At 36.8% G+C, this 19,248-nt stretch carries 14 protein-coding genes, 28 tRNA genes and 3 rRNA genes; 7 read left to right on the forward strand and 38 right to left on the reverse strand.

Annotated elements, in window-relative coordinates; all coding sequences use genetic code 11:
- Positions 1–4: 4 nt before the first annotated feature.
- The 4 genes from ACUV9F_RS04950 to ACUV9F_RS04965 all read right to left on the reverse strand — a co-directional run bounded on the left by ACUV9F_RS04950 (position 5) and on the right by ACUV9F_RS04965 (position 4,016).
- Positions 5–1,024 carry a lysylphosphatidylglycerol synthase transmembrane domain-containing protein gene (locus ACUV9F_RS04950; protein WP_446183252.1) on the reverse strand — a complete coding sequence of 340 codons (1,020 nt, stop codon included), beginning with the start codon at positions 1,022–1,024 and terminating at the stop codon, positions 5–7.
- Positions 1,025–2,053 (reverse strand): glycosyltransferase family 4 protein, encoded by a 1,029-nt coding sequence (locus ACUV9F_RS04955; RefSeq protein WP_446183253.1) that lies wholly within the window; start codon positions 2,051–2,053, stop codon positions 1,025–1,027.
- Positions 2,046–3,245 carry a glycosyltransferase family 4 protein gene (locus ACUV9F_RS04960; protein ID WP_446183254.1) on the reverse strand — a complete coding sequence of 400 codons (1,200 nt, stop codon included), beginning with the start codon at positions 3,243–3,245 and terminating at the stop codon, positions 2,046–2,048. Before ACUV9F_RS04960 ends, ACUV9F_RS04955 begins: the two co-directional genes overlap by 8 nt.
- Before the next feature lie 126 nt (positions 3,246–3,371).
- Positions 3,372–4,016, reverse strand: a complete 645-nt coding sequence (locus ACUV9F_RS04965) for a deoxynucleoside kinase (RefSeq protein ID WP_446184356.1) — start codon at positions 4,014–4,016, stop codon at positions 3,372–3,374.
- A gap of 532 nt (positions 4,017–4,548) precedes the next feature.
- On the opposite strand from ACUV9F_RS04965, the gene ACUV9F_RS04970 reads away from it, so the two are divergent.
- Both ACUV9F_RS04970 and ACUV9F_RS04975 read left to right on the forward strand, forming a co-directional pair.
- Entirely contained in the window at positions 4,549–4,674 is a 126-nt protein-coding gene (locus tag ACUV9F_RS04970) for a hypothetical protein (protein ID WP_446183255.1), read from the forward strand.
- Positions 4,675–4,677: 3 nt separating this feature from the next.
- Positions 4,678–4,872, forward strand: a complete 195-nt coding sequence (locus ACUV9F_RS04975) for a hypothetical protein (RefSeq protein WP_446183256.1) — start codon at positions 4,678–4,680, stop codon at positions 4,870–4,872.
- On the opposite strand, the gene ACUV9F_RS04980 is transcribed toward ACUV9F_RS04975, so the two are convergent.
- A complete protein-coding gene (locus tag ACUV9F_RS04980) occupies positions 4,865–5,245 on the reverse strand; it encodes a hypothetical protein (RefSeq protein WP_446183257.1) in 381 nt (126 codons plus the stop codon). The genes ACUV9F_RS04975 and ACUV9F_RS04980 overlap by 8 nt on opposite strands.
- A 141-nt stretch (positions 5,246–5,386) precedes the next feature.
- On the opposite strand from ACUV9F_RS04980, the gene ACUV9F_RS04985 reads away from it, so the two are divergent.
- Entirely contained in the window at positions 5,387–6,079 is a 693-nt protein-coding gene (locus ACUV9F_RS04985) for a hypothetical protein (RefSeq protein ID WP_446183258.1), read from the forward strand.
- A 165-nt stretch (positions 6,080–6,244) separates the two neighbouring features.
- Here ACUV9F_RS04985 and ACUV9F_RS04990 read toward each other — a convergent pair whose 3' ends face one another.
- Entirely contained in the window at positions 6,245–6,976 is a 732-nt protein-coding gene (locus tag ACUV9F_RS04990; RefSeq protein ID WP_446183259.1) for a P-loop ATPase, Sll1717 family, read from the reverse strand.
- Between the two features lie 116 nt (positions 6,977–7,092).
- Here ACUV9F_RS04990 and ACUV9F_RS04995 point away from each other — a divergent pair, with 116 nt between their 5' ends.
- The 3 genes from ACUV9F_RS04995 to ACUV9F_RS05005 all read left to right on the forward strand — a co-directional run bounded on the left by ACUV9F_RS04995 (position 7,093) and on the right by ACUV9F_RS05005 (position 9,884).
- Entirely contained in the window at positions 7,093–7,998 is a 906-nt protein-coding gene (locus ACUV9F_RS04995) for a hypothetical protein (protein ID WP_446183260.1), read from the forward strand.
- 80 nt (positions 7,999–8,078) lie between these two features.
- On the forward strand, positions 8,079–8,600 hold the full coding sequence (locus ACUV9F_RS05000; protein WP_446183261.1) for an Ltp family lipoprotein: 522 nt from the start codon (positions 8,079–8,081) through the stop codon (positions 8,598–8,600).
- Between the two features lie 159 nt (positions 8,601–8,759).
- A complete protein-coding gene (locus tag ACUV9F_RS05005; protein WP_446183262.1) occupies positions 8,760–9,884 on the forward strand; it encodes a site-specific integrase in 1,125 nt (374 codons plus the stop codon).
- 144 nt (positions 9,885–10,028) lie between these two features.
- On the opposite strand, the gene ACUV9F_RS05010 is transcribed toward ACUV9F_RS05005, so the two are convergent.
- The 32 genes from ACUV9F_RS05010 to ACUV9F_RS05165 all read right to left on the reverse strand — a co-directional run bounded on the left by ACUV9F_RS05010 (position 10,029) and on the right by ACUV9F_RS05165 (position 18,086).
- Positions 10,029–10,112: transfer RNA gene (locus ACUV9F_RS05010), tRNA-Leu, on the reverse strand.
- 29 nt (positions 10,113–10,141) lie between these two features.
- Positions 10,142–10,212 (reverse strand) — tRNA-Cys (locus ACUV9F_RS05015).
- 7 nt (positions 10,213–10,219) lie between these two features.
- Positions 10,220–10,291, reverse strand: a tRNA-Gln gene (locus ACUV9F_RS05020).
- A 6-nt stretch (positions 10,292–10,297) separates the two neighbouring features.
- Positions 10,298–10,371: transfer RNA gene (locus ACUV9F_RS05025), tRNA-His, on the reverse strand.
- A gap of 13 nt (positions 10,372–10,384) precedes the next feature.
- Positions 10,385–10,455: transfer RNA gene (locus tag ACUV9F_RS05030), tRNA-Trp, on the reverse strand.
- 9 nt (positions 10,456–10,464) lie between these two features.
- A tRNA-Tyr gene (locus ACUV9F_RS05035) sits at positions 10,465–10,547 on the reverse strand.
- Positions 10,548–10,552: 5 nt separating this feature from the next.
- A tRNA-Phe gene (locus ACUV9F_RS05040) sits at positions 10,553–10,625 on the reverse strand.
- Between the two features lie 4 nt (positions 10,626–10,629).
- A tRNA-Asp gene (locus ACUV9F_RS05045) sits at positions 10,630–10,703 on the reverse strand.
- 14 nt (positions 10,704–10,717) lie between these two features.
- A tRNA-Met gene (locus tag ACUV9F_RS05050) sits at positions 10,718–10,791 on the reverse strand.
- A gap of 9 nt (positions 10,792–10,800) precedes the next feature.
- A tRNA-Ser gene (locus tag ACUV9F_RS05055) sits at positions 10,801–10,890 on the reverse strand.
- Positions 10,891–10,934: 44 nt separating this feature from the next.
- Positions 10,935–11,007, reverse strand: a tRNA-Glu gene (locus tag ACUV9F_RS05060).
- A 13-nt stretch (positions 11,008–11,020) separates the two neighbouring features.
- Positions 11,021–11,108: transfer RNA gene (locus ACUV9F_RS05065), tRNA-Ser, on the reverse strand.
- Positions 11,109–11,110: 2 nt separating this feature from the next.
- Positions 11,111–11,185: transfer RNA gene (locus ACUV9F_RS05070), tRNA-Ile, on the reverse strand.
- 9 nt (positions 11,186–11,194) lie between these two features.
- Positions 11,195–11,265: transfer RNA gene (locus ACUV9F_RS05075), tRNA-Gly, on the reverse strand.
- Between the two features lie 20 nt (positions 11,266–11,285).
- Positions 11,286–11,358: transfer RNA gene (locus tag ACUV9F_RS05080), tRNA-Phe, on the reverse strand.
- 4 nt (positions 11,359–11,362) lie between these two features.
- Positions 11,363–11,436 (reverse strand) — tRNA-Asp (locus ACUV9F_RS05085).
- Positions 11,437–11,474: 38 nt separating this feature from the next.
- A tRNA-Ile gene (locus ACUV9F_RS05090) sits at positions 11,475–11,549 on the reverse strand.
- A gap of 4 nt (positions 11,550–11,553) precedes the next feature.
- A tRNA-Met gene (locus tag ACUV9F_RS05095) sits at positions 11,554–11,627 on the reverse strand.
- Between the two features lie 30 nt (positions 11,628–11,657).
- Positions 11,658–11,731 (reverse strand) — tRNA-Pro (locus ACUV9F_RS05100).
- A gap of 5 nt (positions 11,732–11,736) precedes the next feature.
- A tRNA-Arg gene (locus ACUV9F_RS05105) sits at positions 11,737–11,810 on the reverse strand.
- 11 nt (positions 11,811–11,821) lie between these two features.
- Positions 11,822–11,907: transfer RNA gene (locus tag ACUV9F_RS05110), tRNA-Leu, on the reverse strand.
- 13 nt (positions 11,908–11,920) lie between these two features.
- Positions 11,921–11,992, reverse strand: a tRNA-Gly gene (locus ACUV9F_RS05115).
- Positions 11,993–11,998: 6 nt separating this feature from the next.
- A tRNA-Thr gene (locus ACUV9F_RS05120) sits at positions 11,999–12,071 on the reverse strand.
- Positions 12,072–12,076: 5 nt separating this feature from the next.
- Positions 12,077–12,159, reverse strand: a tRNA-Leu gene (locus ACUV9F_RS05125).
- A gap of 40 nt (positions 12,160–12,199) precedes the next feature.
- A tRNA-Lys gene (locus ACUV9F_RS05130) sits at positions 12,200–12,272 on the reverse strand.
- Between the two features lie 3 nt (positions 12,273–12,275).
- Positions 12,276–12,348, reverse strand: a tRNA-Val gene (locus ACUV9F_RS05135).
- Positions 12,349–12,355: 7 nt separating this feature from the next.
- A 5S ribosomal RNA gene (rrf, locus tag ACUV9F_RS05140) occupies positions 12,356–12,472 on the reverse strand.
- 59 nt (positions 12,473–12,531) lie between these two features.
- Positions 12,532–15,448: ribosomal RNA gene (locus ACUV9F_RS05145) — 23S ribosomal RNA — on the reverse strand.
- Positions 15,449–15,556: 108 nt separating this feature from the next.
- Positions 15,557–15,629 (reverse strand) — tRNA-Ala (locus ACUV9F_RS05150).
- 36 nt (positions 15,630–15,665) lie between these two features.
- Positions 15,666–15,740, reverse strand: a tRNA-Ile gene (locus ACUV9F_RS05155).
- Positions 15,741–15,823: 83 nt separating this feature from the next.
- A 16S ribosomal RNA gene (locus tag ACUV9F_RS05160) occupies positions 15,824–17,398 on the reverse strand.
- Together the 16S, 23S and 5S rRNA genes with 28 tRNA genes alongside form the textbook arrangement of a ribosomal RNA operon.
- Before the next feature lie 316 nt (positions 17,399–17,714).
- Positions 17,715–18,086 carry a CvfD/Ygs/GSP13 family RNA-binding post-transcriptional regulator gene (locus ACUV9F_RS05165; RefSeq protein WP_446183263.1) on the reverse strand — a complete coding sequence of 124 codons (372 nt, stop codon included), beginning with the start codon at positions 18,084–18,086 and terminating at the stop codon, positions 17,715–17,717.
- A gap of 107 nt (positions 18,087–18,193) precedes the next feature.
- On the opposite strand from ACUV9F_RS05165, the gene ACUV9F_RS05170 reads away from it, so the two are divergent.
- Positions 18,194–19,180, forward strand: a complete 987-nt coding sequence (locus ACUV9F_RS05170; protein WP_446183264.1) for an NAD(P)/FAD-dependent oxidoreductase — start codon at positions 18,194–18,196, stop codon at positions 19,178–19,180.
- Positions 19,181–19,248: the final 68 nt, after the last annotated feature.

Raw genomic sequence — 19,248 nt, forward strand, 5'->3', positions numbered from 1 at the left:
TAATTCACTCCATAGAATCATTGGCATCAATTTTTTTAGCGGTTCCCAAAATACCAAGGAACATCCCGAAAAAATAAGTTATAAATCTCCATAAAAACATTCCTAAGACCAATGAACCTTGGGTTGGTAAAAAGCCTGCAAACAACGATTTAAAACTATATTCAGCTCCACCAGAACCACCAGGTATAGGAAAAATGGAAACAATCATCACAATCATTATCTGTAATACTAATACTTTAATAATATTAATATGAGAAACATTCAATGATAGTAAAACAAAATACACTACTAAGTAATAAAATAATAATTGTATAAAAGTTAGCACGGCGGCTTTAAAAACTTTATAGGGTTCTTTTTTTAAAATCAAACTTTCTTGATAGAAAGTGTTGATTTTTTCTAATAACTTCTTTTCCCATTTAACGCCATCTTTTTTAGCAATCAGTTTAACAGGTTTCATTATAATGATGGCGACTTTTTTGGTGAATTTGTAGTAATACATTATCATCAATAAAACTGAAATAGTAAAAATATGAATAGCAAAACCACCAATTATAAGAATAGATAGGCCCGAGAAACTTTGAGCAATATGCTTAAAACCTACAATAAGGGCTACTATGAAATTAATCATTACCATCGTTTGAAAAACAATAAACTTCATCAACAAGACAGAACTTGCTTTCCCTGGCTCAATTTTTGATTGCATTAAAGCTACTAACTGAGCTGGCTGTCCTCCAGATGAAAAAGGAGTAATTGCATTAAACAATGCCTGAATTAATGGAATTCTAAAGTACTCCCAAGTGCTCAGTTTTCTATCTAATCTACCATTAAGCAGCACTTTTAATACCAAAGCCTCAAATACAAATGATAATATCATAGATAAAAACGCGACTAATAACCATCCAAAATTTAATTCTGTAATACTTTTCAACAAACTATTAATGTTTGTGTTTCTTAATTCCCAAGCAAATATTCCAATACCCATTACTAGCATCAAAAAAAATGCCCATATATTTTTTCGATTCATTTAATCACCTAACTTGGCTTGTTCAATATAAAATTCATGCCAAATCTTACTTAAATTGTCTTCTGAATATTTCATTGAAGCTTCTTTTGATTTTAATTTAAGTTCCTTTATTCTATCAGGATTATTTTGTAAAGTATGTATTTTTTCATTTAAGTTATCATAATCTTTACCATATTCATAATATCCATCAAGAATAGCCTTATATAAATCTAAATCACGAAGTAAAACAGGAGCACCACAACTTAGAGCTTCTAATACAGACATTGGAAATAATTCATCATATGAAGGTAATAAAAACAAGTCACATATATTATAGTAATCAACTAACTCTTCGCGACTAACGATTCCAGTAAATATTAAATTTTCAGGAGGATTTTCTACCATTTTCTTATATCGTTCGTATCCGTCAGTAATCTTACCGAATGAAAAACCTCCGGCCCAAATAAATTTTATATTAGAATTATTTTGTGCTAGCTTATAAAAATCGTCAATTCCTTTTCGTTCTTGCACTTGGCCGTCACCAAAAACAACAAATTCATTTTTATTTATATTATATTTCTCACGAATTTGTAATTTTTCAGTATCTGATTTTTCATAAAATGTTTTGGTAGAAACAAAATTTGGAATATACTTTATTTTTTCCTTTAGAATTCCATATTTCTCTAGCTTAGGTATAAAAATTGGATTTACAACCACAATTTGATCCATTCTTTTATAAAAGCTAATTACATATCTATAAAATATAATACGAGCAAACTTAGGTAGCTTAATGCTCCCCTCAAGCGTTTCAGGAAGAAAATGCACATAGCCAACCTTTCTACCTCTTTTTTTCTTAAAAAAAGTCGAAAAATAAAATTTAGGATCAATTGTGTGATAGTGCGTCACATCAGCTTTAATATTTTTATTAATTGTAACTTCAAACTCATTTGAAAAATATTTACTTAATAAATTTATTAATTCCTTATACGCACTTCCAACTCCTTGACCAGAAACCTTGTCAGCAGAAGAAAACATATTTATTTTAATCATTACTATATTCCTCATCATTTAAATCACTTTTAGAAAGTTCTTTTTTCAAGAAGTACTTATAAGATTCCTGATAAAAGTTCATAATCTTATCACCAAATGTATCAGAAGAAATATCATGCATTATCTTTTTTTGAGACTTTTTGTCATCAAAAGATTTAGGATGATCTAAATATCTAGATATGCTTGAAATCAATTGTTTTTTAGTGTCAAAAGTAACCCCAACAGCAGGATCTTTTAATAATTCTTCAGTATATGGCGCACTTCTCACAACAACTTTTGCACCAGCAGAAATTGCTTCAATACATGTTAAACCTTGAGTTTCAGTATCACTAGCAGATATAAATAAGTCAGCCATGTGATAATAAGGGGAAACATCACTGTGTTTTACTTCTCCTGTAAAAATAACATTATCCCAAACTCCTAAATCACGAGTAATTTTCTGAATTTGCTCCATATCAGGACCATCACCAACAATTACTAGTTTGATATTAGGATATTTTTTAATAAGCTCTGGCATTGCACCAATCGTTACTTCTATTTTCTTTTCCATTGCAATTCTGCTTAGTGAGAGAAGTACAGGAGAGTCGTTATCTATACCCAAATTCTGTTTTATTTTTTTAGTGTCAACAGGCTTAGTAAATTCAGAAATATCTACACCAGTTGAAATGATAGAAATTGGAGTTTTAATTTTATATCTAGTTAATACCTCTTCAACTTGCTTACTTGGGGCGACTACACCAGAAGTATGGCTTAAAAACATTTTTGTCATTTGCTTAACATGGTATGGTCGTAATAAATGCCCATTTAACACATAATGCAAATAATCTTCATACATAGTGTGATAGGTATGAACACAAGGAATTTTTAAACGATTGGCAACATATTTACCAATCATACCAACAGAAAATTCAGTTTGTGTATGTACAATATCGAGCTCTAACTCTTTAGCAATTTCGACAGCATGGAACAAACCACTTATTGCAATCCTTCTATCCGTAAAAGAAATAAATGGAACACTTGGCAATCGAAAAACATTAGGCTCAATCATATCCTTACTAACATGTGGATCAGTTGTTGTAAAAATATATACAGAATGACCTTTTCGCTCTAAGTCATTTTTTAAAGTAAGGATTGAAGTAGCTACACCACTAACTTGTGGAAAATATGTATCTGTAAAAATACCAATATTCATACTAATTTAAGTACTCCTAACTTTTTTGAATACTAACATCTATTATATCAAATTGTTTTATTAAAAAAGTAAAAAATTGACAAAAAATAAGAGAATACCAAGTATCCTCTTACATAAAATAATTAATTAATTTAACATATCTCTTTTTTTAATTTCTTGATCAATTAACTCCAGAACCTTTTTTCTATCAATTTCATTTTCCACAAAATCAAACTTGTCTCCATCAATTCTCATCTTAGGACTATAATCATAATTTTCAAACCAATCATCATAGCGAGAAAGAAGATTCTTGTAGTAATCAACTAAACTAGGATCATTTTCAATTTGTTCGTATTCACGACCACGTTTTTGAATTCTTTCCAACATTTTGTCAAAAGAAACATCAATTTGGATTAATAAGTCTGGGGCTTTTTTATCGGCAGCATAAGGAAGTTCTTGCATCATATTATCAAGTAACTCGTCATATACAGCTACTTCTTCTTGAGTAGCACGCCCCATATCAGCATTCATATGAAAAAATAATGAATCCTCATAAATAGAGCGATCTAATACATTATTATCATTTCCTAAAGCTTTTTTTATTGCATCGAAGCGTTTGTTCAAAAAATATATTTGCAGTAAAAAAGCATATTGTTTTGGATCTTTATAAAATAAAGGTAATACAGGATTATTATCGACCTGTTCATAAAATGGCTCTGTTCCTAAATGTTCAGATAAAATTGTTGCTAAACTACTCTTTCCTGCACCAATAGTGCCACTTAAAACGATCATCATAATAACCTCCTGAAATTTACCAATGGCACCATATGTATTATGCCAACGAATAATATACTACCACATATAGTGATAATTATGGATAGCAATTTCTAAATAATTATTTAAATAATTTTGATAATATTAACTAATGAAAGAAGATCTTTTACCAAAATCAATAAATAAAAAAACTCAACACACACGTTGAGTTAATCATATTCATTTTCATTAAATTAAATACCGGTGATCGGCTTGGGTATGCCTATTATATCAACGTTAATAAGCATTTTGTGTGCAAAAAGTGTGCAATATTTGTTGTTAAAACAAAAAAATAAAAAAGTGTTGACTTTATATACTGTGCATAGTATTATATAACTATAGAGAGGAGGTAAAGAAATGAAGAAACTAAAAAAGAACTTGAAAATTGAAATCACCTTCGAAGTAAATTTCTTAAAAATCTTCAAGTTCTCAATAAAGATAAGCAACAGCTCGTAAGAGCTTGTTTGCTTGTACCTAAAATATAACATGATTATACAAAGGAGTAAACAAAATGAAAATGATTAATTTTTCTAATAAAAAAGAAAATGATACTCGTAAAATAAAACTATCTATAACAATACCCTTTTGGATTTCAATATTAATTATTGTCGGAATAATCTATTGGGTGGTTAAATAACTAATGGCTGAAAAAGAAAATTCACAAACAAAAGCAAATAAAAAGTGGCAAGAAAAAAACAAAGAACGCGCTAAATATTTATCCAATAGGAGTCGTACACGTTCGTTTATTAAAAACCAATCTACACTTGAAGACCTTGAAGAATTAAAATCATTAATTAAATTAAGAGAAGATGAATTAAAAAAAGAATCTATATAATAGTAGATTCTTTTTTAATTGAGTAAATATCTTCTATATCTATGTATCTGTTGCTTACTAATAACTTATTCAAATAGTATCCTTCTATTTTCCCAATTATAGGTTCTTGAACAATTAAGTCATTAGTTAGTTCTCTTAATTCGACTCGCACTTTTTGTTGTTTTTTGATAGCTTCATTAATGAACTCTTGTATTTCAGACTCACTCATTTCTATTGTGTGAATTCGTTTAATATCATTACTAATTTGTTTTTCTTCATTTTTAACAGCAGCGGTATGATCAGACAGATAAAAGCCCTGCCACTTCATAGTTCCTCTATCTTGATATTCATTAAAAAAGGCAGTTACTAAATCAGGATCATAATTACTATTCATATTAATACCTCATTTCGATTAAATTATACGAACGTACGTTTGTATTTGCAATATTTTTAATTGTCTGCAAATAAAATAGATGTTCTTTTGGCTACTACATTGTGATGTAGTAATATATTAATTGTAGAGAGGAGGTAAGAAATGTTTGAGAAATTAAATGATCTTCAAAAGATCTATAAAGAAACTGAAAAAGAAGTGAAGAAAATATATAAAAAGAATAAAAAACAACGTAAATTCAATCGTTGGCGTTGTACAGGAATAATCAATTTAATACTACTAATCATATCTTTAATAGTATTATTTTATTACTTGGTTATTAATTCATCTTTAAATTCAATTTATATTTTTTCTATATTATGTCTTGTCATTTTCACACTTTCATTTATTTTCATTGGATATAAACTTGATGATTATAAAACTTATACGGAACAAAAAGAATTAAAATTAAAAAAATATAAAAATAAGCTGTTATTAAAATATTCAATAGAAGAGCTTAAAGAATTGCTGGCTTTATATGATAAGAATTTAGATATGGGGTTAAGAAAATTTCAGATGTATACTTCTCTTTTCACTGCGACTATTATATCTTTAATAATTGTTTGTATACCAAAACTACTAGATTTTTTTGTCCATAGAATGTCCGAATCAACAAAAATAGCTACTGTTATTTTATTTATTTACTTATCATTATTTTTTATAATACTTACATTTTCTTTATTTAGAACAGCTTTTCTATCTGACTTAGATACAGAAATTAATCGTAAAAACATGTATATAGATTATGTTAATATGATAATTTATGAAGATACTTATCAAAATAAAATAATAAGTTAATGCAAACAAAAAAGCCCACCGCCTACATTTGTAAGTTGTGGGTATTTTTATTGTAAAAAAAGGCTTCCAACATGTGGCAAGCCTCAATAATGGGTAACGGGTACCTCATCGATAACTAAATTTTAACATACTCTAAATTAAAATCAACAAATTTGTTTAAACAAATTATTGTAACTTAATTCCTAGACCTTCTTGTATTCCCATATGAATAATAAATTTTTGAGAATAATCAACTTGGCTTCCAGGATTTCTATATTTAAAGATTACAGATGAAGTCTGTCTATTTCTTTTAGTTTTATTTTCAATTAATTGTCCAATATAACCCGCCTCAAAAAGCAGTGCCAATAATAGTTTAACTTCATTTTCATTTTGTATTTTTGTAGTACTCTGCATCTCAAAATTCCTTTTAAATTCACCCAATGAAAATCTATTACTTCCTAATCTTTGAAAAATAGTTGGCAATAAGGTAATTAAATTCTCACTAACAAACCCAGAAACTTCATTTTTCATTTCTTCAATAAAATAATCTTTAGAATATGCTTTTATAGCATCATTGACTTCCTTAAATCCTAATGATTCTTTGTTTGGATATAATTCTTGGCATGATTTCAAAAACTGCAATACATCTCTTGGCTTGTATAAAGTATAATTTAAAATATGTTCCCATGAATCTTTATTTCTTATCTTTTTAGGGAATATTTTATACCAATAGTTTTCATTCAAATCAAAATTATTTTGAATTCCTGAGAATTCAAACCTTAAATCAACCACTTTTTTTAGTCCTTGAGTATCCTTACTCCAATCAATTAGTAAAGAACTATCTCTTTTAATTTTATTGATATCAGGATCAGTAATCTTCATTAATATATCTTCTCTAATACAAATTGTAATCTTCATATCTATGTTGCAAGAGAAGAAGAACTCGTTAAGGTAATCTGTACTACAACGAAGTTGAACCTGTACCAGATAAAGAATTTAATTGTCTTGACCGTTATGGGGTTAATACAACCACAATGGCTGAAGTCAATTTGGTAGAGAGCACTTGGGAAACAAATTATAATGCTGTTGCTATTGAGAAAGATCCTTTAACAGAAACTAGATTTTTGTTTAAGTTTCGAGATGCCGTAATCTTAGTTAAAAAAGCATTCTCACGTAATAAGTTCTATCGGTTTAACTCTCTGAAGCAATATATTCCTACTTTGAATTCTTTAAATGAATTTATGACAGCTGATAATTGGTTGGGAAATATTCGTTTGTATGCTCGTGTCAGCAATGGTTCACCAGCCTTAAATCGTAAGCAGCAACTTAAAGCAGTTGAACAATATTTAACTTTTGTTCAAAAACAGATCATTAATAACTATCACAGACAACGCGGAACAAAGCGCTTTATTCCAGTTCCTATAAAATTCTTAATTAGGGACTACCAAAAGAAAGTTGCCAAACATTTTAATAAATCAGTTAGTGAAATGATCTTACCCTACTCAATGAAAAATAAACCTTGGTTTGTTTTTGAAGAAGCCATTGTTGATAAGCTGGAGAAGTCTTTAGTTGATTTAATTGGTTCTTTTGTTGAGCGGTTAAGTCAAAAATATAGTCAAATTTACTTATTTAGAAATGATGAACGCAATACTAATTTCAAGCTACATCAATTTAAAGGTCAGACAACTCATTATGCCGGTTTCATGCCTGATTTTATCCTCTATTTACAGAATAAAGATTTTTGTTATCAAATTTATATTGAGCCTAAGGGACCCCAATTGCTTGATCAGGATCAGTGGAAACAAGAACTCTTAGAAAGTATTCGTCCTGAAAATATTGAACTTGTTGGTGAGAATGATCAAGTTAAGCTTTATGGTGTTAAATTCTTTACTTACAACGATGGCAGAAATGTTGAGCAAGAAATAGAAAATTTACCATAGAATGAGGTAGACTAATGAGTGGTGAATTTAAGTCCAAATACTGATGACTTTAAAAGCTGAAAAATTTGGAGGAATTATTCATGTCAAAGAAAATTACTGACAAGAATGGAAACACATATGTTCAAAAAAAGCCTTTTTATAAGAGGGTTTGGTTTTGGATTTTAGCAATTATTCTTATTATTGTTATTGGAAGTTCGGCAGGTGGAAACACATCTGATTCAAAAGATACAAACACAAAAGAAGCATCAACTAAAAATACTAATTCAAAATCTTCTGAAAAGCCAAAAGAAAGTGTGCCTGTTGAATATACATCCGCATTGACTAAAGCCAAATCATATAATGAAACGATGCACATGTCTAAAGCTGGGCTTTATGATCAACTAACATCTGACGCTGGAGAAAAATTTTCAGCAGAAGCAGCTAACTATGCAATCGATCATTTGAAAGCTGATTGGAATGCTAATGCTCTAGCCAAGGCTAAGGAATATCAAGAACAACAAAGTATGTCTCCAGAGGCAGTTAGAGATCAGCTTACTTCAGACGCTGGAGAAAAATTCACAGCACAAGAAGCAGATTACGCCATTCAACACTTAAATAAATAATTATAATTCTTATAAAAAAGCACAACCCCTCCCGCCAAGAAGATAGTTGTGCTAACAGTCAGTACACGCCAATAAGCATGTCTGCCCTTATATTTTAACATATTAGGCGTGCTTATTGGTACGTCTATTTTTTATACTCAAAACTAAGGAGAAAATATAATGGCACAAATATATAAACGTAACAATAAATGGGCTGTGAGGGTCTATTTTCTCGATTCTGAAGGAACGAGACACTCAAAGAATAAATCTGGTTTTAAAACAAAAAAAGAAGCAGAAATCTATGCTAATACATTAGAAAATGAAAAGAATAAAGGAGCAAATTTATTTAGTAAAGATATAACCTTATCAGATTACTTCAGTAATTGGATTAAAACTTATAAATTAAATAGATTTTCAGAAACCACGGATCAAAAATATATTTATGCTTCTAAGTTAATAAAAGAATACTTTAATGACACAAAGCTATCAGACATTAATAAAGCCACTTATCAGAAGTTTTTAGATGAGTATGGAAAGAATCACATTAAAGACAATACATCACGTATAAATGGATATATTAGAGCCTCATTGCAAGATGCGATAGATGAACAAATTATTCAAAGAGATTTTACAAGGCGAGCATTATTAAGTGGTAATAAAAGTAAGAGCTCTGATTTAAAATATCTAGAATATGACGAAGCAGCTAAGTTAAAAAAAATCGTAAAAGAACGCGAGAATATATTTAACATATCAGCGTGTATAATTGACTTTGCTTTAGCAACTGGCTGTCGATATGGTGAGATTGTGGGTTTAACTTGGGATTGTGTTAATTTTACAGACAAAACAGTAAATATAAATAAAACATATGATTACAAAAAAAGAAATGGATTTAAAACTACCAAAAATGAAAGTTCAGTTAGATTAATTAGTATTGATAGTGATCTTTTAGAAATGCTCAAAAAACTCCAGTTAGAACAAAGAAAAATATTTTTAAAACAAGGATATAAAAATAAACTAAATTTAGTATTCATTAACAATAGACATGAAGTGCCCTCACCAAATGGAGCCAAACATGTTTTACAACCAATATTAAAATCTATAAATGCTAAAAATATAATTACAATGCATGGGCTTAGACACACTCATGCATCAATACTAATTTCAAAAGGTCTATCTCCTGCTTACATTGCTGAACGCCTCGGACATTCTTCCACAGCAATAACAGAACGTGTGTATATTCATTTACTTAAAGATAGAAGAGACGAAGAAAATCAACGTGCTTTAAACATTCTTCAAAGTATGTAAATGTGTGCAATGTGTGTGCAGAGTGTGCAATTTTATATCTTTTTAAAGATTTTAATAAATAAACAAAAATAGCTACAATCACTGATTTAACAATGATTATAGCTATTAAACTTAATTTAAAATTTCTTAAAAATCTATATATAATACCGGTGATCGGAGTCGAACCGATACTTCCGTGAAGAAACTGGATTTTGAATCCAGCGCGTCTACCAATTCCGCCACACCGGCAAATTAACATCATTGGCTCGTATAGCCAAAGGCGGTAATCGGATTCGAACCGACGATGAAGGTTTTGCAGACCTCTGCCTTACCACTTGGCTATACCGCCAAAAAAATTGGGCTAGCTGGATTCGAACCAGCGCATGACGGAGTCAAAGTCCGTTGCCTTACCGCTTGGCTATAGCCCAATCAAGGGCGGTATATGGGACTCGAACCCATGTGTGCCGGTGCCACAAACCGGTGTGTTAACCAACTTCACCAATACCGCCATAATAATAACACAGGGATAGTAGGAATTGAACCCACACTGACGGTTTTGGAGACCGTAGTTCTACCTTTAAACTATATCCCTATAAAAAAATGGAGGGGAGAGGATTCGAACCTCCGAACCCGAAGGAGCGGATTTACAGTCCGCCGCGTTTAGCCAGACTTCGCTACCCCTCCATTGATGGCGCGGGACAGAATCGAACTGCCGACACATGGAGCTTCAATCCATTGCTCTACCAACTGAGCTACCGAGCCATTACGGTCCCAACGGGATTCGAACCCGTGATCTCCTGCGTGACAGGCAGGCGTCCTAACCAACTAGACCATGGAACCAAGAAACAAAAAAATTGCGGGAGCTGGGTTTGAACCAACGACCTTCGGGTTATGAGCCCGACGAGCTACCAGACTGCTCCATCCCGCGATATTAAAAAGGAGGATGTGGGATTCGAACCCACGCGCGGTTTGACCCGCCTGACGGTTTTCAAGACCGTTCCCTTAAGCCGGACTTGGGTAATCCTCCAAAACTAATAACTTAATTATAAAACATGCACTTCAAAAGTGCAATGACCCGTATGGGACTCGAACCCATGTTACCGCCGTGAAAGGGCGATGTCTTAACCAACTTGACCAACGGGTCATACAATAATAAACGGAGAAGGAGGGATTTGAACCCTCGCGCCGCGTTAGCGACCTACACCCTTAGCAGGGGCGCCTCTTCAGCCACTTGAGTACTTCTCCAATGGGCCTAAATGGACTTGAACCATCGACCTCACGCTTATCAGGCGTGCGCTCTAAACCAGCTGAGCTATAGGCCCAAAAGAAAAAGCGGGTGACGAGAATCGAACTCGCGACAACAGCTTGGAAGGCTGTGGTTTTACCACTAAACTACACCCGCATTTCAAAAATAAGTCTTAATGGCGCGGGACAGAATCGAACTGCCGACACATGGAGCTTCAATCCATTGCTCTACCAACTGAGCTACCGAGCCATTACGGTCCCAACGGGATTCGAACCCGTGATCTCCTGCGTGACAGGCAGGCGTCCTAACCAACTAGACCATGGAACCAATTACATAAGTTGTTAGTAATAACATTAACAACTTTATGGACCTTGTAGGATTCGAACCTACGACCGAACGGTTATGAGCCGTTTGCTCTAACCAGGCTGAGCTAAAGGTCCATTATAGCGGCGAAGGGGATCGAACCCCCGACCTCCCGGGTATGAACCGGACGCTCTAGCCAGCTGAGCTACACCGCCAAAATATATACTGCATATATCAAAATGCAATCGGGAAAACAGGATTCGAACCTGCGACCCCTTGGTCCCAAACCAAGTGCTCTACCAAGCTGAGCTATTTCCCGAGCAATGCACCCAGTAGGAGTCGAACCTACAACCTTCTGATTCGTAGTCAGACACTCTATCCAGTTGCGCTATGGGTGCATTTCATTATATGCCGAGGACCGGAATCGAACCGGTACGGTGATTACTCACCGCAGGATTTTAAGTCCTGTGCGTCTGCCAGTTCCGCCACCCCGGCGTTATATAATGAAAGCGGAAGACGGGATTCGAACCCGCGACCCCCACCATGGCAAGGTGATGTTCTACCACTGAACTACTTCCGCAACACATGCCGACTAGAGGATTCGAACCTCCGACCCTCTGTTTACAAGACAGATGCTCTGCCAACTGAGCTAAGTCGGCGACAATACGGGTGAAGGGACTTGAACCCCCACGTCCTGCGGACACTAGAACCTAAATCTAGCGCGTCTGCCAATTCCGCCACACCCGCATGTGTTGATGGTTTTAATTTATTATTGCACTACGTGCAATGAGTCGTGGCAGGCTCGAACTGCCGACCCTCTGATTAAAAGTCAGATGCTCTACCAACTGAGCTAACGACTCAAATGGAGGATACAGGGTTCGAACCTGTGACCCCCTGCTTGTAAGGCAGATGCTCTCCCAGCTGAGCTAATCCTCCATTTAAAGCGTGGCGACTTCCTATCCTCGCAGGCAGTTTCCCACCAACTACTATCGGCGTTAAGAAGCTTAACTTCTGTGTTCGACATGGGAACAGGTGTATCCTTCTTGCCATCATCACCACACTTAGTACTTTCGTACCTTCAAAACTAAATACTAACTACTCTTTCCTACTTACTACGGCTCGGTTAAGCCCTCGACCTATTAGTACTGATCCGCTCCATACATCACTGTACTTCCACGCTCAGCCTATCAACCTCATCATCTATAAGGGGTCTTACTTCCTTAACGGAATGGGAAATCTCATCTCGAGGGAGGCTTCACACTTAGATGCTTTCAGCGTTTATCCCTTCCATACATAGCTACCCAGCGATGCCCTTGGCAGAACAACTGGTACACCAGAGGTATGTCCATTCCGGTCCTCTCGTACTAGGAACAGCTCCTCTCAAATTTCCTACGCCCGCGACGGATAGGGACCGAACTGTCTCACGACGTTCTGAACCCAGCTCGCGTACCGCTTTAATGGGCGAACAGCCCAACCCTTGGGACCGACTACAGCCCCAGGATGCGATGAGCCGACATCGAGGTGCCAAACCTCCCCGTCGATGTGAACTCTTGGGGGAGATAAGCCTGTTATCCCCAGGGTAGCTTTTATCCGTTGAGCGATGGCCCTTCCATGCGGAACCACCGGATCACTAAGTCCTACTTTCGTACCTGCTCGACTTGTAAGTCTCACAGTCAAGCTCCCTTATACCTTTACACTCTGCGAATGATTTCCAACCATTCTGAGGGAACCTTTGAGCGCCTCCGTTACTGTTTAGGAGGCGACCGCCCCAGTCAAACTGCCCACCTGACACTGTCTCCCGCCGTGATTGCCGGCGAGGGTTAGAGCCTTCATATAACAAGGGTAGTATCCCACCAATGCCTCCTTCGAAACTAGCGTTCCGAGCTCTACGGCTCCTACCTATCCTGTACATGTTACACAAAAACTCAATATCAAGCTACAGTAAAGCTCCATGGGGTCTTTCCGTCCTGTCGCGGGTAATCCGCATCTTCACGGATATTATAATTTCACCGAGTCTCTCGTTGAGACAGTGCCCAAATCATTACGCCTTTCGTGCGGGTCGGAACTTACCCGACAAGGAATTTCGCTACCTTAGGACCGTTATAGTTACGGCCGCCGTTTACTGGGGCTTCAATTCTGGGCTTCGCCGAAGCTAACTCATCCTCTTAACCTTCCAGCACCGGGCAGGCGTCAGCCCCTATACGTCATCTTACGATTTTGCAGAGACCTGTGTTTTTGATAAACAGTTGTTTGGGCCTATTCACTGCGGCTGACCTTGCGATCAGCACCCCTTCTCCCGAAGTTACGGGGTCATTTTGCCGAGTTCCTTAACGAGAGTTCTCTCGCTCACCTTAGGATACTCTCCTCGACTACCTGTGTCGGTTTGCGGTACGGGTAGTATATATCTAACTAGAAGCTTTTCTTGGCAGTGTGAGTTACTGTGCTTCGCTACTATAATTTCGCTCCTCATCACAACTTGTCCTTATAGTTACAAGCATTTAACTCATAACAAAACTTGTTGCTTGAACATGCTTTTCCAGCTGCATGCACACATCATCCTCCTGCGTCCCTCCATCGGTCAAACAATATATACTAGTACAGGAATATCAACCTGTTATCCATCGATTACGCCTCTCGGCCTCATCTTAGGTCCCGACTAACCCTGGGCGGACGAGCCTTCCCCAGGAAACCTTAGTCATACGGTGGACCAGATTCTCACTGGTCTTTCGCTACTCATACCGGCATTCTCACTTCTATGAAGTCCACTGCTCCTCACGGTACAGCTTCTTCCCTCATACAACGCTCTCCTACCACGTATCTTACGATACATCCACAGTTTCGGTACTATACTTAGCCCCGGTACATTTTCGGCGCAGGGTCACTCGACTAGTGAGCTGTTACGCACTCTTTAAATGAATTGCTGCTTCTAAGCCAACATCCTAGTTGTCTAAGCAACCCCACATCCTTTTCCACTTAGTATAGATTTTGGGACCTTAACTGGTGATCTGGGCTGTTTCCCTTTCGACTACGGATCTTATCACTCATAGTCTGACTCCCGAGTATAAATCAATGGCATTCGGAGTTTATCTGAATTCAGTAATCCTTGACGGACCCCTAGTCCAAACAGTGCTCTACCTCCATGATCCTTACCTCGAGGCTAACCCTAAAGCTATTTCGGAGAGAACCAGCTATCTCCAAGTTCGTTTGGAATTTCACCGCTACCCACACCTCATCCCCGCATTTTTCAACATACGTGGGTTCGGTCCTCCAGTGAGTGTTACCTCACCTTCAACCTGGACATGGGTAGGTCACTTGGTTTCGGGTCTACGTCTACATACTATGTCGCCCATTTCAGACTCGCTTTCGCTTCGGCTCCGTATCTTCTACTTAACCTTGCATGTAAACGTAACTCGCCGGTTCATTCTACAAAAGGCACGCCATCACTCATTAACGAGCTCTGACTATTTGTAGGCACATGATTTCAGGATCTATTTCACTCCCCTCCCGGGGTGCTTTTCACCTTTCCCTCACGGTACTGGTTCACTATCGGTCACTAGGGAGTATTTAGCCTTGGGAGATGGTCCTCCCGGATTCCGACGGAATTTCGCGTGTTCCGCCGTACTCAGGATACTGATTGGAGTGGCTTTGATTTCGTTTACAGGACTGTCACCTTCTTTGGTTGATCTTCCCAAATCATTCAACTATCTCTGCCTTTTGTTCTCACTACATCAGTCCTACAACCCCAGAAAGCAAGCTCTCTGGTTTGGGCTCTTCCCGTTTCGCTCGCCGCTACTCAGGGAATCGATTTTTCTTTCTCTTCCTGCAACTACTTAGATGTTTCAGTTCATTGCGTCTTCCTCACATAAGCTATGTATTCACTTACATGTAATTGTCGATAAAAACAATTGGGTTCCCCCATTCGGAAATCTCCGGATCAAAGCTTACGTACAGCTCCCCGAAGCATATCGGTGTTAGTTCCGTCCTTCATCGGCTCCTAGTGCCTAGGCATCCACCATGCGCCCTTTATAACTTAACCTATTAAATTACTTTTCTTGGCTAATTTCTTAGCCGCGCAGTTTTCGGTGTTTCTTTTCGTTAGTATTCAGTTTTCAAGGTACGAAGTTCGACAATCAACGATTGTCTATGGAGGATAACGGGATCGAACCGATGACCTCCTGCGTGCAAGGCAGGCGCTCTCCCAGCTGAGCTAATCCCCCATGGATCTTTTTATTCTGAGATTTCTATTCTTTTCATGGGCCTAAATGGACTTGAACCATCGACCTCACGCTTATCAGGCGTGCGCTCTAAACCAGCTGAGCTATAGGCCCGATAAGGCTGGTAGACCTCTCAAAACTAAACAAAGTTTTAACTTGTGCAGATTCCGTTTATACCATTTGGTATTTATCCTTAGAAAGGAGGTGATCCAGCCGCAGGTTCTCCTACGGCTACCTTGTTACGACTTCACCCTAATCATCTGTCCCACCTTAGACGGCTAGCTCCTAAAAGGTTACCCCACCGGCTTTGGGTGTTACAAACTCTCATGGTGTGACGGGCGGTGTGTACAAGGCCCGGGAACGTATTCACCGCGGCATTCTGATCCGCGATTACTAGCGATTCCAGCTTCATGTAGTCGAGTTGCAGACTACAATCCGAACTGAGATCGGTTTTAAGAGATTTGCTTGTCCTCGCGAACTCGCTGCTCGTTGTACCGACCATTGTAGCACGTGTGTAGCCCAGGTCATAAGGGGCATGATGATTTGACGTCGTCCCCACCTTCCTCCGGTTTGTCACCGGCAGTCTCGCCAGAGTGCCCAACTTAATGCTGGCAACTGACAATAAGGGTTGCGCTCGTTGCGGGACTTAACCCAACATCTCACGACACGAGCTGACGACAACCATGCACCACCTGTCATCCTGTCTCCGAAGAGAAAGATCTATCTCTAGATTTTTCAGGAGATGTCAAGACCTGGTAAGGTTCTTCGCGTTGCTTCGAATTAAACCACATGCTCCACCGCTTGTGCGGGCCCCCGTCAATTCCTTTGAGTTTCAACCTTGCGGTCGTACTCCCCAGGCGGAGTGCTTAATGCGTTAGCTGCAGCACTTAGGGGCGGAAGCCCCCAAACACTTAGCACTCATCGTTTACGGTATGGACTACCAGGGTATCTAATCCTGTTTGCTACCCATACTTTCGAGCCTCAGCGTCAGTAACAGACCAGAGAGCCGCCTTCGCCACTGGTGTTCTTCCATATATCTACGCATTCCACCGCTACACATGGAGTTCCACTCTCCTCTTCTGCACTCAAGTTAACCAGTTTCCGATGCACTTCCTCGGTTGAGCCGAGGGCTTTCACATCAGACTTAATTAACCGCCTGCACTCGCTTTACGCCCAATAAATCCGGATAACGCTTGCCACCTACGTATTACCGCGGCTGCTGGCACGTAGTTAGCCGTGGCTTTCTGGTTGGATACCGTCACTACCTAATCAGTTACTATTAGATACATTCTTCTCCAACAACAGAGTTTTACGATCCGAAAACCTTCTTCACTCACGCGGCGTTGCTCCATCAGACTTTCGTCCATTGTGGAAGATTCCCTACTGCTGCCTCCCGTAGGAGTTTGGGCCGTGTCTCAGTCCCAATGTGGCCGATCAACCTCTCAGTTCGGCTACGCATCATCGTCTTGGTGAGCCGTTACCTCACCAACTAACTAATGCGCCGCAGGTCCATCCTAAAGTGATAGCCGAAACCATCTTTCAAACATCCATCATGCGATGATTGTTGTTATGCGGTATTAGCACCTGTTTCCAGATGTTATCCCCCTCTTTAGGGTAGGTTACCTACGTGTTACTCACCCGTCCGCCGCTCGATACAATGTCTTATCCTTCAGGTGCAAGCACCTTCAGTCAAAAACGATATCTCGCTCGACTTGCATGTATTAGGCACGCCGCCAGCGTTCATCCTGAGCCAGGATCAAACTCTCATATTAAGTTTGTGACTCTTTTTTATTACTAGCGAATTGACTTCGCAATTGTTTTACTACAATCTCTTGTAGCCCTACACAATTAGCGTTAAAACTTTGTTCAGTTTTCAAAGGTCTACCTTGTTGCTTTCGTTTTAAACAACTCAATAAGTATATTACATTAAGTTATTCTTTGTCAAGAGGTTTTTTAAATAATTTCTTATTTTTTCTCTCTGACTTTTTGCTTTTCTTGTTTCTGTCTTAACGACAAGAACTATATTACCAACACTATTATATTCGGTCAAGTCTTTTTTTATTATTTTTTTAGTAAAATATCATTTAATTAGCTGTTTACTGTTTTAAGTGCTTCTTTAACCCATTTCGGCTTTTCATCAGCGATAGTTTGATAACCAATTTTTTGACTTTTATCAGTCCAAAAATGTTTTTTGTGGTTATTTACTTTTTTTGTAACTTCTTTATCTTGTAACGCCCTTAATGAAAGAGATATTTTTTTTGTGTATTCATCTATATCTAAAACTTTTACCGTGACTTCTTTACCTGTTTCCAGAATTTCTTTAACTGAAGTAACGTATCCATTTGTACATTCAGAAATATGAATTAATCCTTGAGTATCTTCATCTAGTTTTACAAATGCTCCATACGGCTGTATTCCAGCAATTTTTCCTTTAACAATATCACCTATTTTATAGTTCAAAGTAAACCTCCTTTTTTTTATTTCTTACTTGCTTTATCATAATAAAGTCTACATGTATATTATGCACTAAAAAGATAAAAAAATTAAATAAAAAGTTAGGATATATTATGAAAGAAATATATGACATAGCAATTATCGGCGGTGGCCCAGCCGGTATATTTGCTAGCTATTATGCACAATTAAGAAATTTAAAAACTTGTGTTATTGAAAGTTTGCCAAGTCTTGGCGGTCAGCCCAATACATTGTATGCACAAAAGAAAATATATGATGTTGCTGGTTTTTTAGGAATAACTGGTGAAGAATTAACTCAAAAACTAACCGAACAAACAAACATATTTAATTATGATATTTTTACTGAAACTACTATTAAAGAAATAATTGACGAAAATGATATCAAAATTTTAAAGAGTAACAATTCTGACATTTATGCAAAAACTGTGATTATAGCAATTGGAAACGGAGCTTTTAATCCACGAAAACTTGCTGTTGAATATGGTACTGATTTAAAAAATAACATAGATTACTTTGTAACTGATATCAATAAGTATAAAAATAAAGACGTCTTAGTTGCTGGTGGTGGTGATTCAGCTGTTGATTGGTCAATAGCTATTAATGAAATTGCTAATTCCACAAGCATTGTTCATCGCCGAGATAATTTTCGTGCTCTTGAATCTAGTGTAAATAAACTCAATTCTTCAAATATAAAAAAAATAACACCTTATCTAATAGGAAATGTTGAAAAAGCTGCGGAGAATAGAGTAAAAGTGACACTAAGTAAAGCTCGTGACAAGGAAATTAAATCAGAAATAGTTGTAGATTACTTATTAGTAAATTATGGATATACATCTGACTCAAAACTTTTACGTGATTGGGGATTAGAATTAACCGGCCCTTATATAAAGGTTAACCAAAAAATGGAAACAAATTTACCTAATATTTATGCAATTGGTGATGTTGCTGAATATGATGGAAAACTCAAACTTATTGCAAATGCATTTTCAGAAGGACCAATTGCTGTTGCTCAAGCTCAAAATAAAATTTATCCTGAAAAAAGCTATTATGAACATAGTACAAACTTATTTGACAACATCTAATTATTAATTAAATCTAAATATATATTGGAATTCATTTTAGAAAACGTATAATCAAAATAATACTAATA

The sequence above is a fragment of the Daquilactobacillus linshuiensis genome (assembly GCF_052828685.1).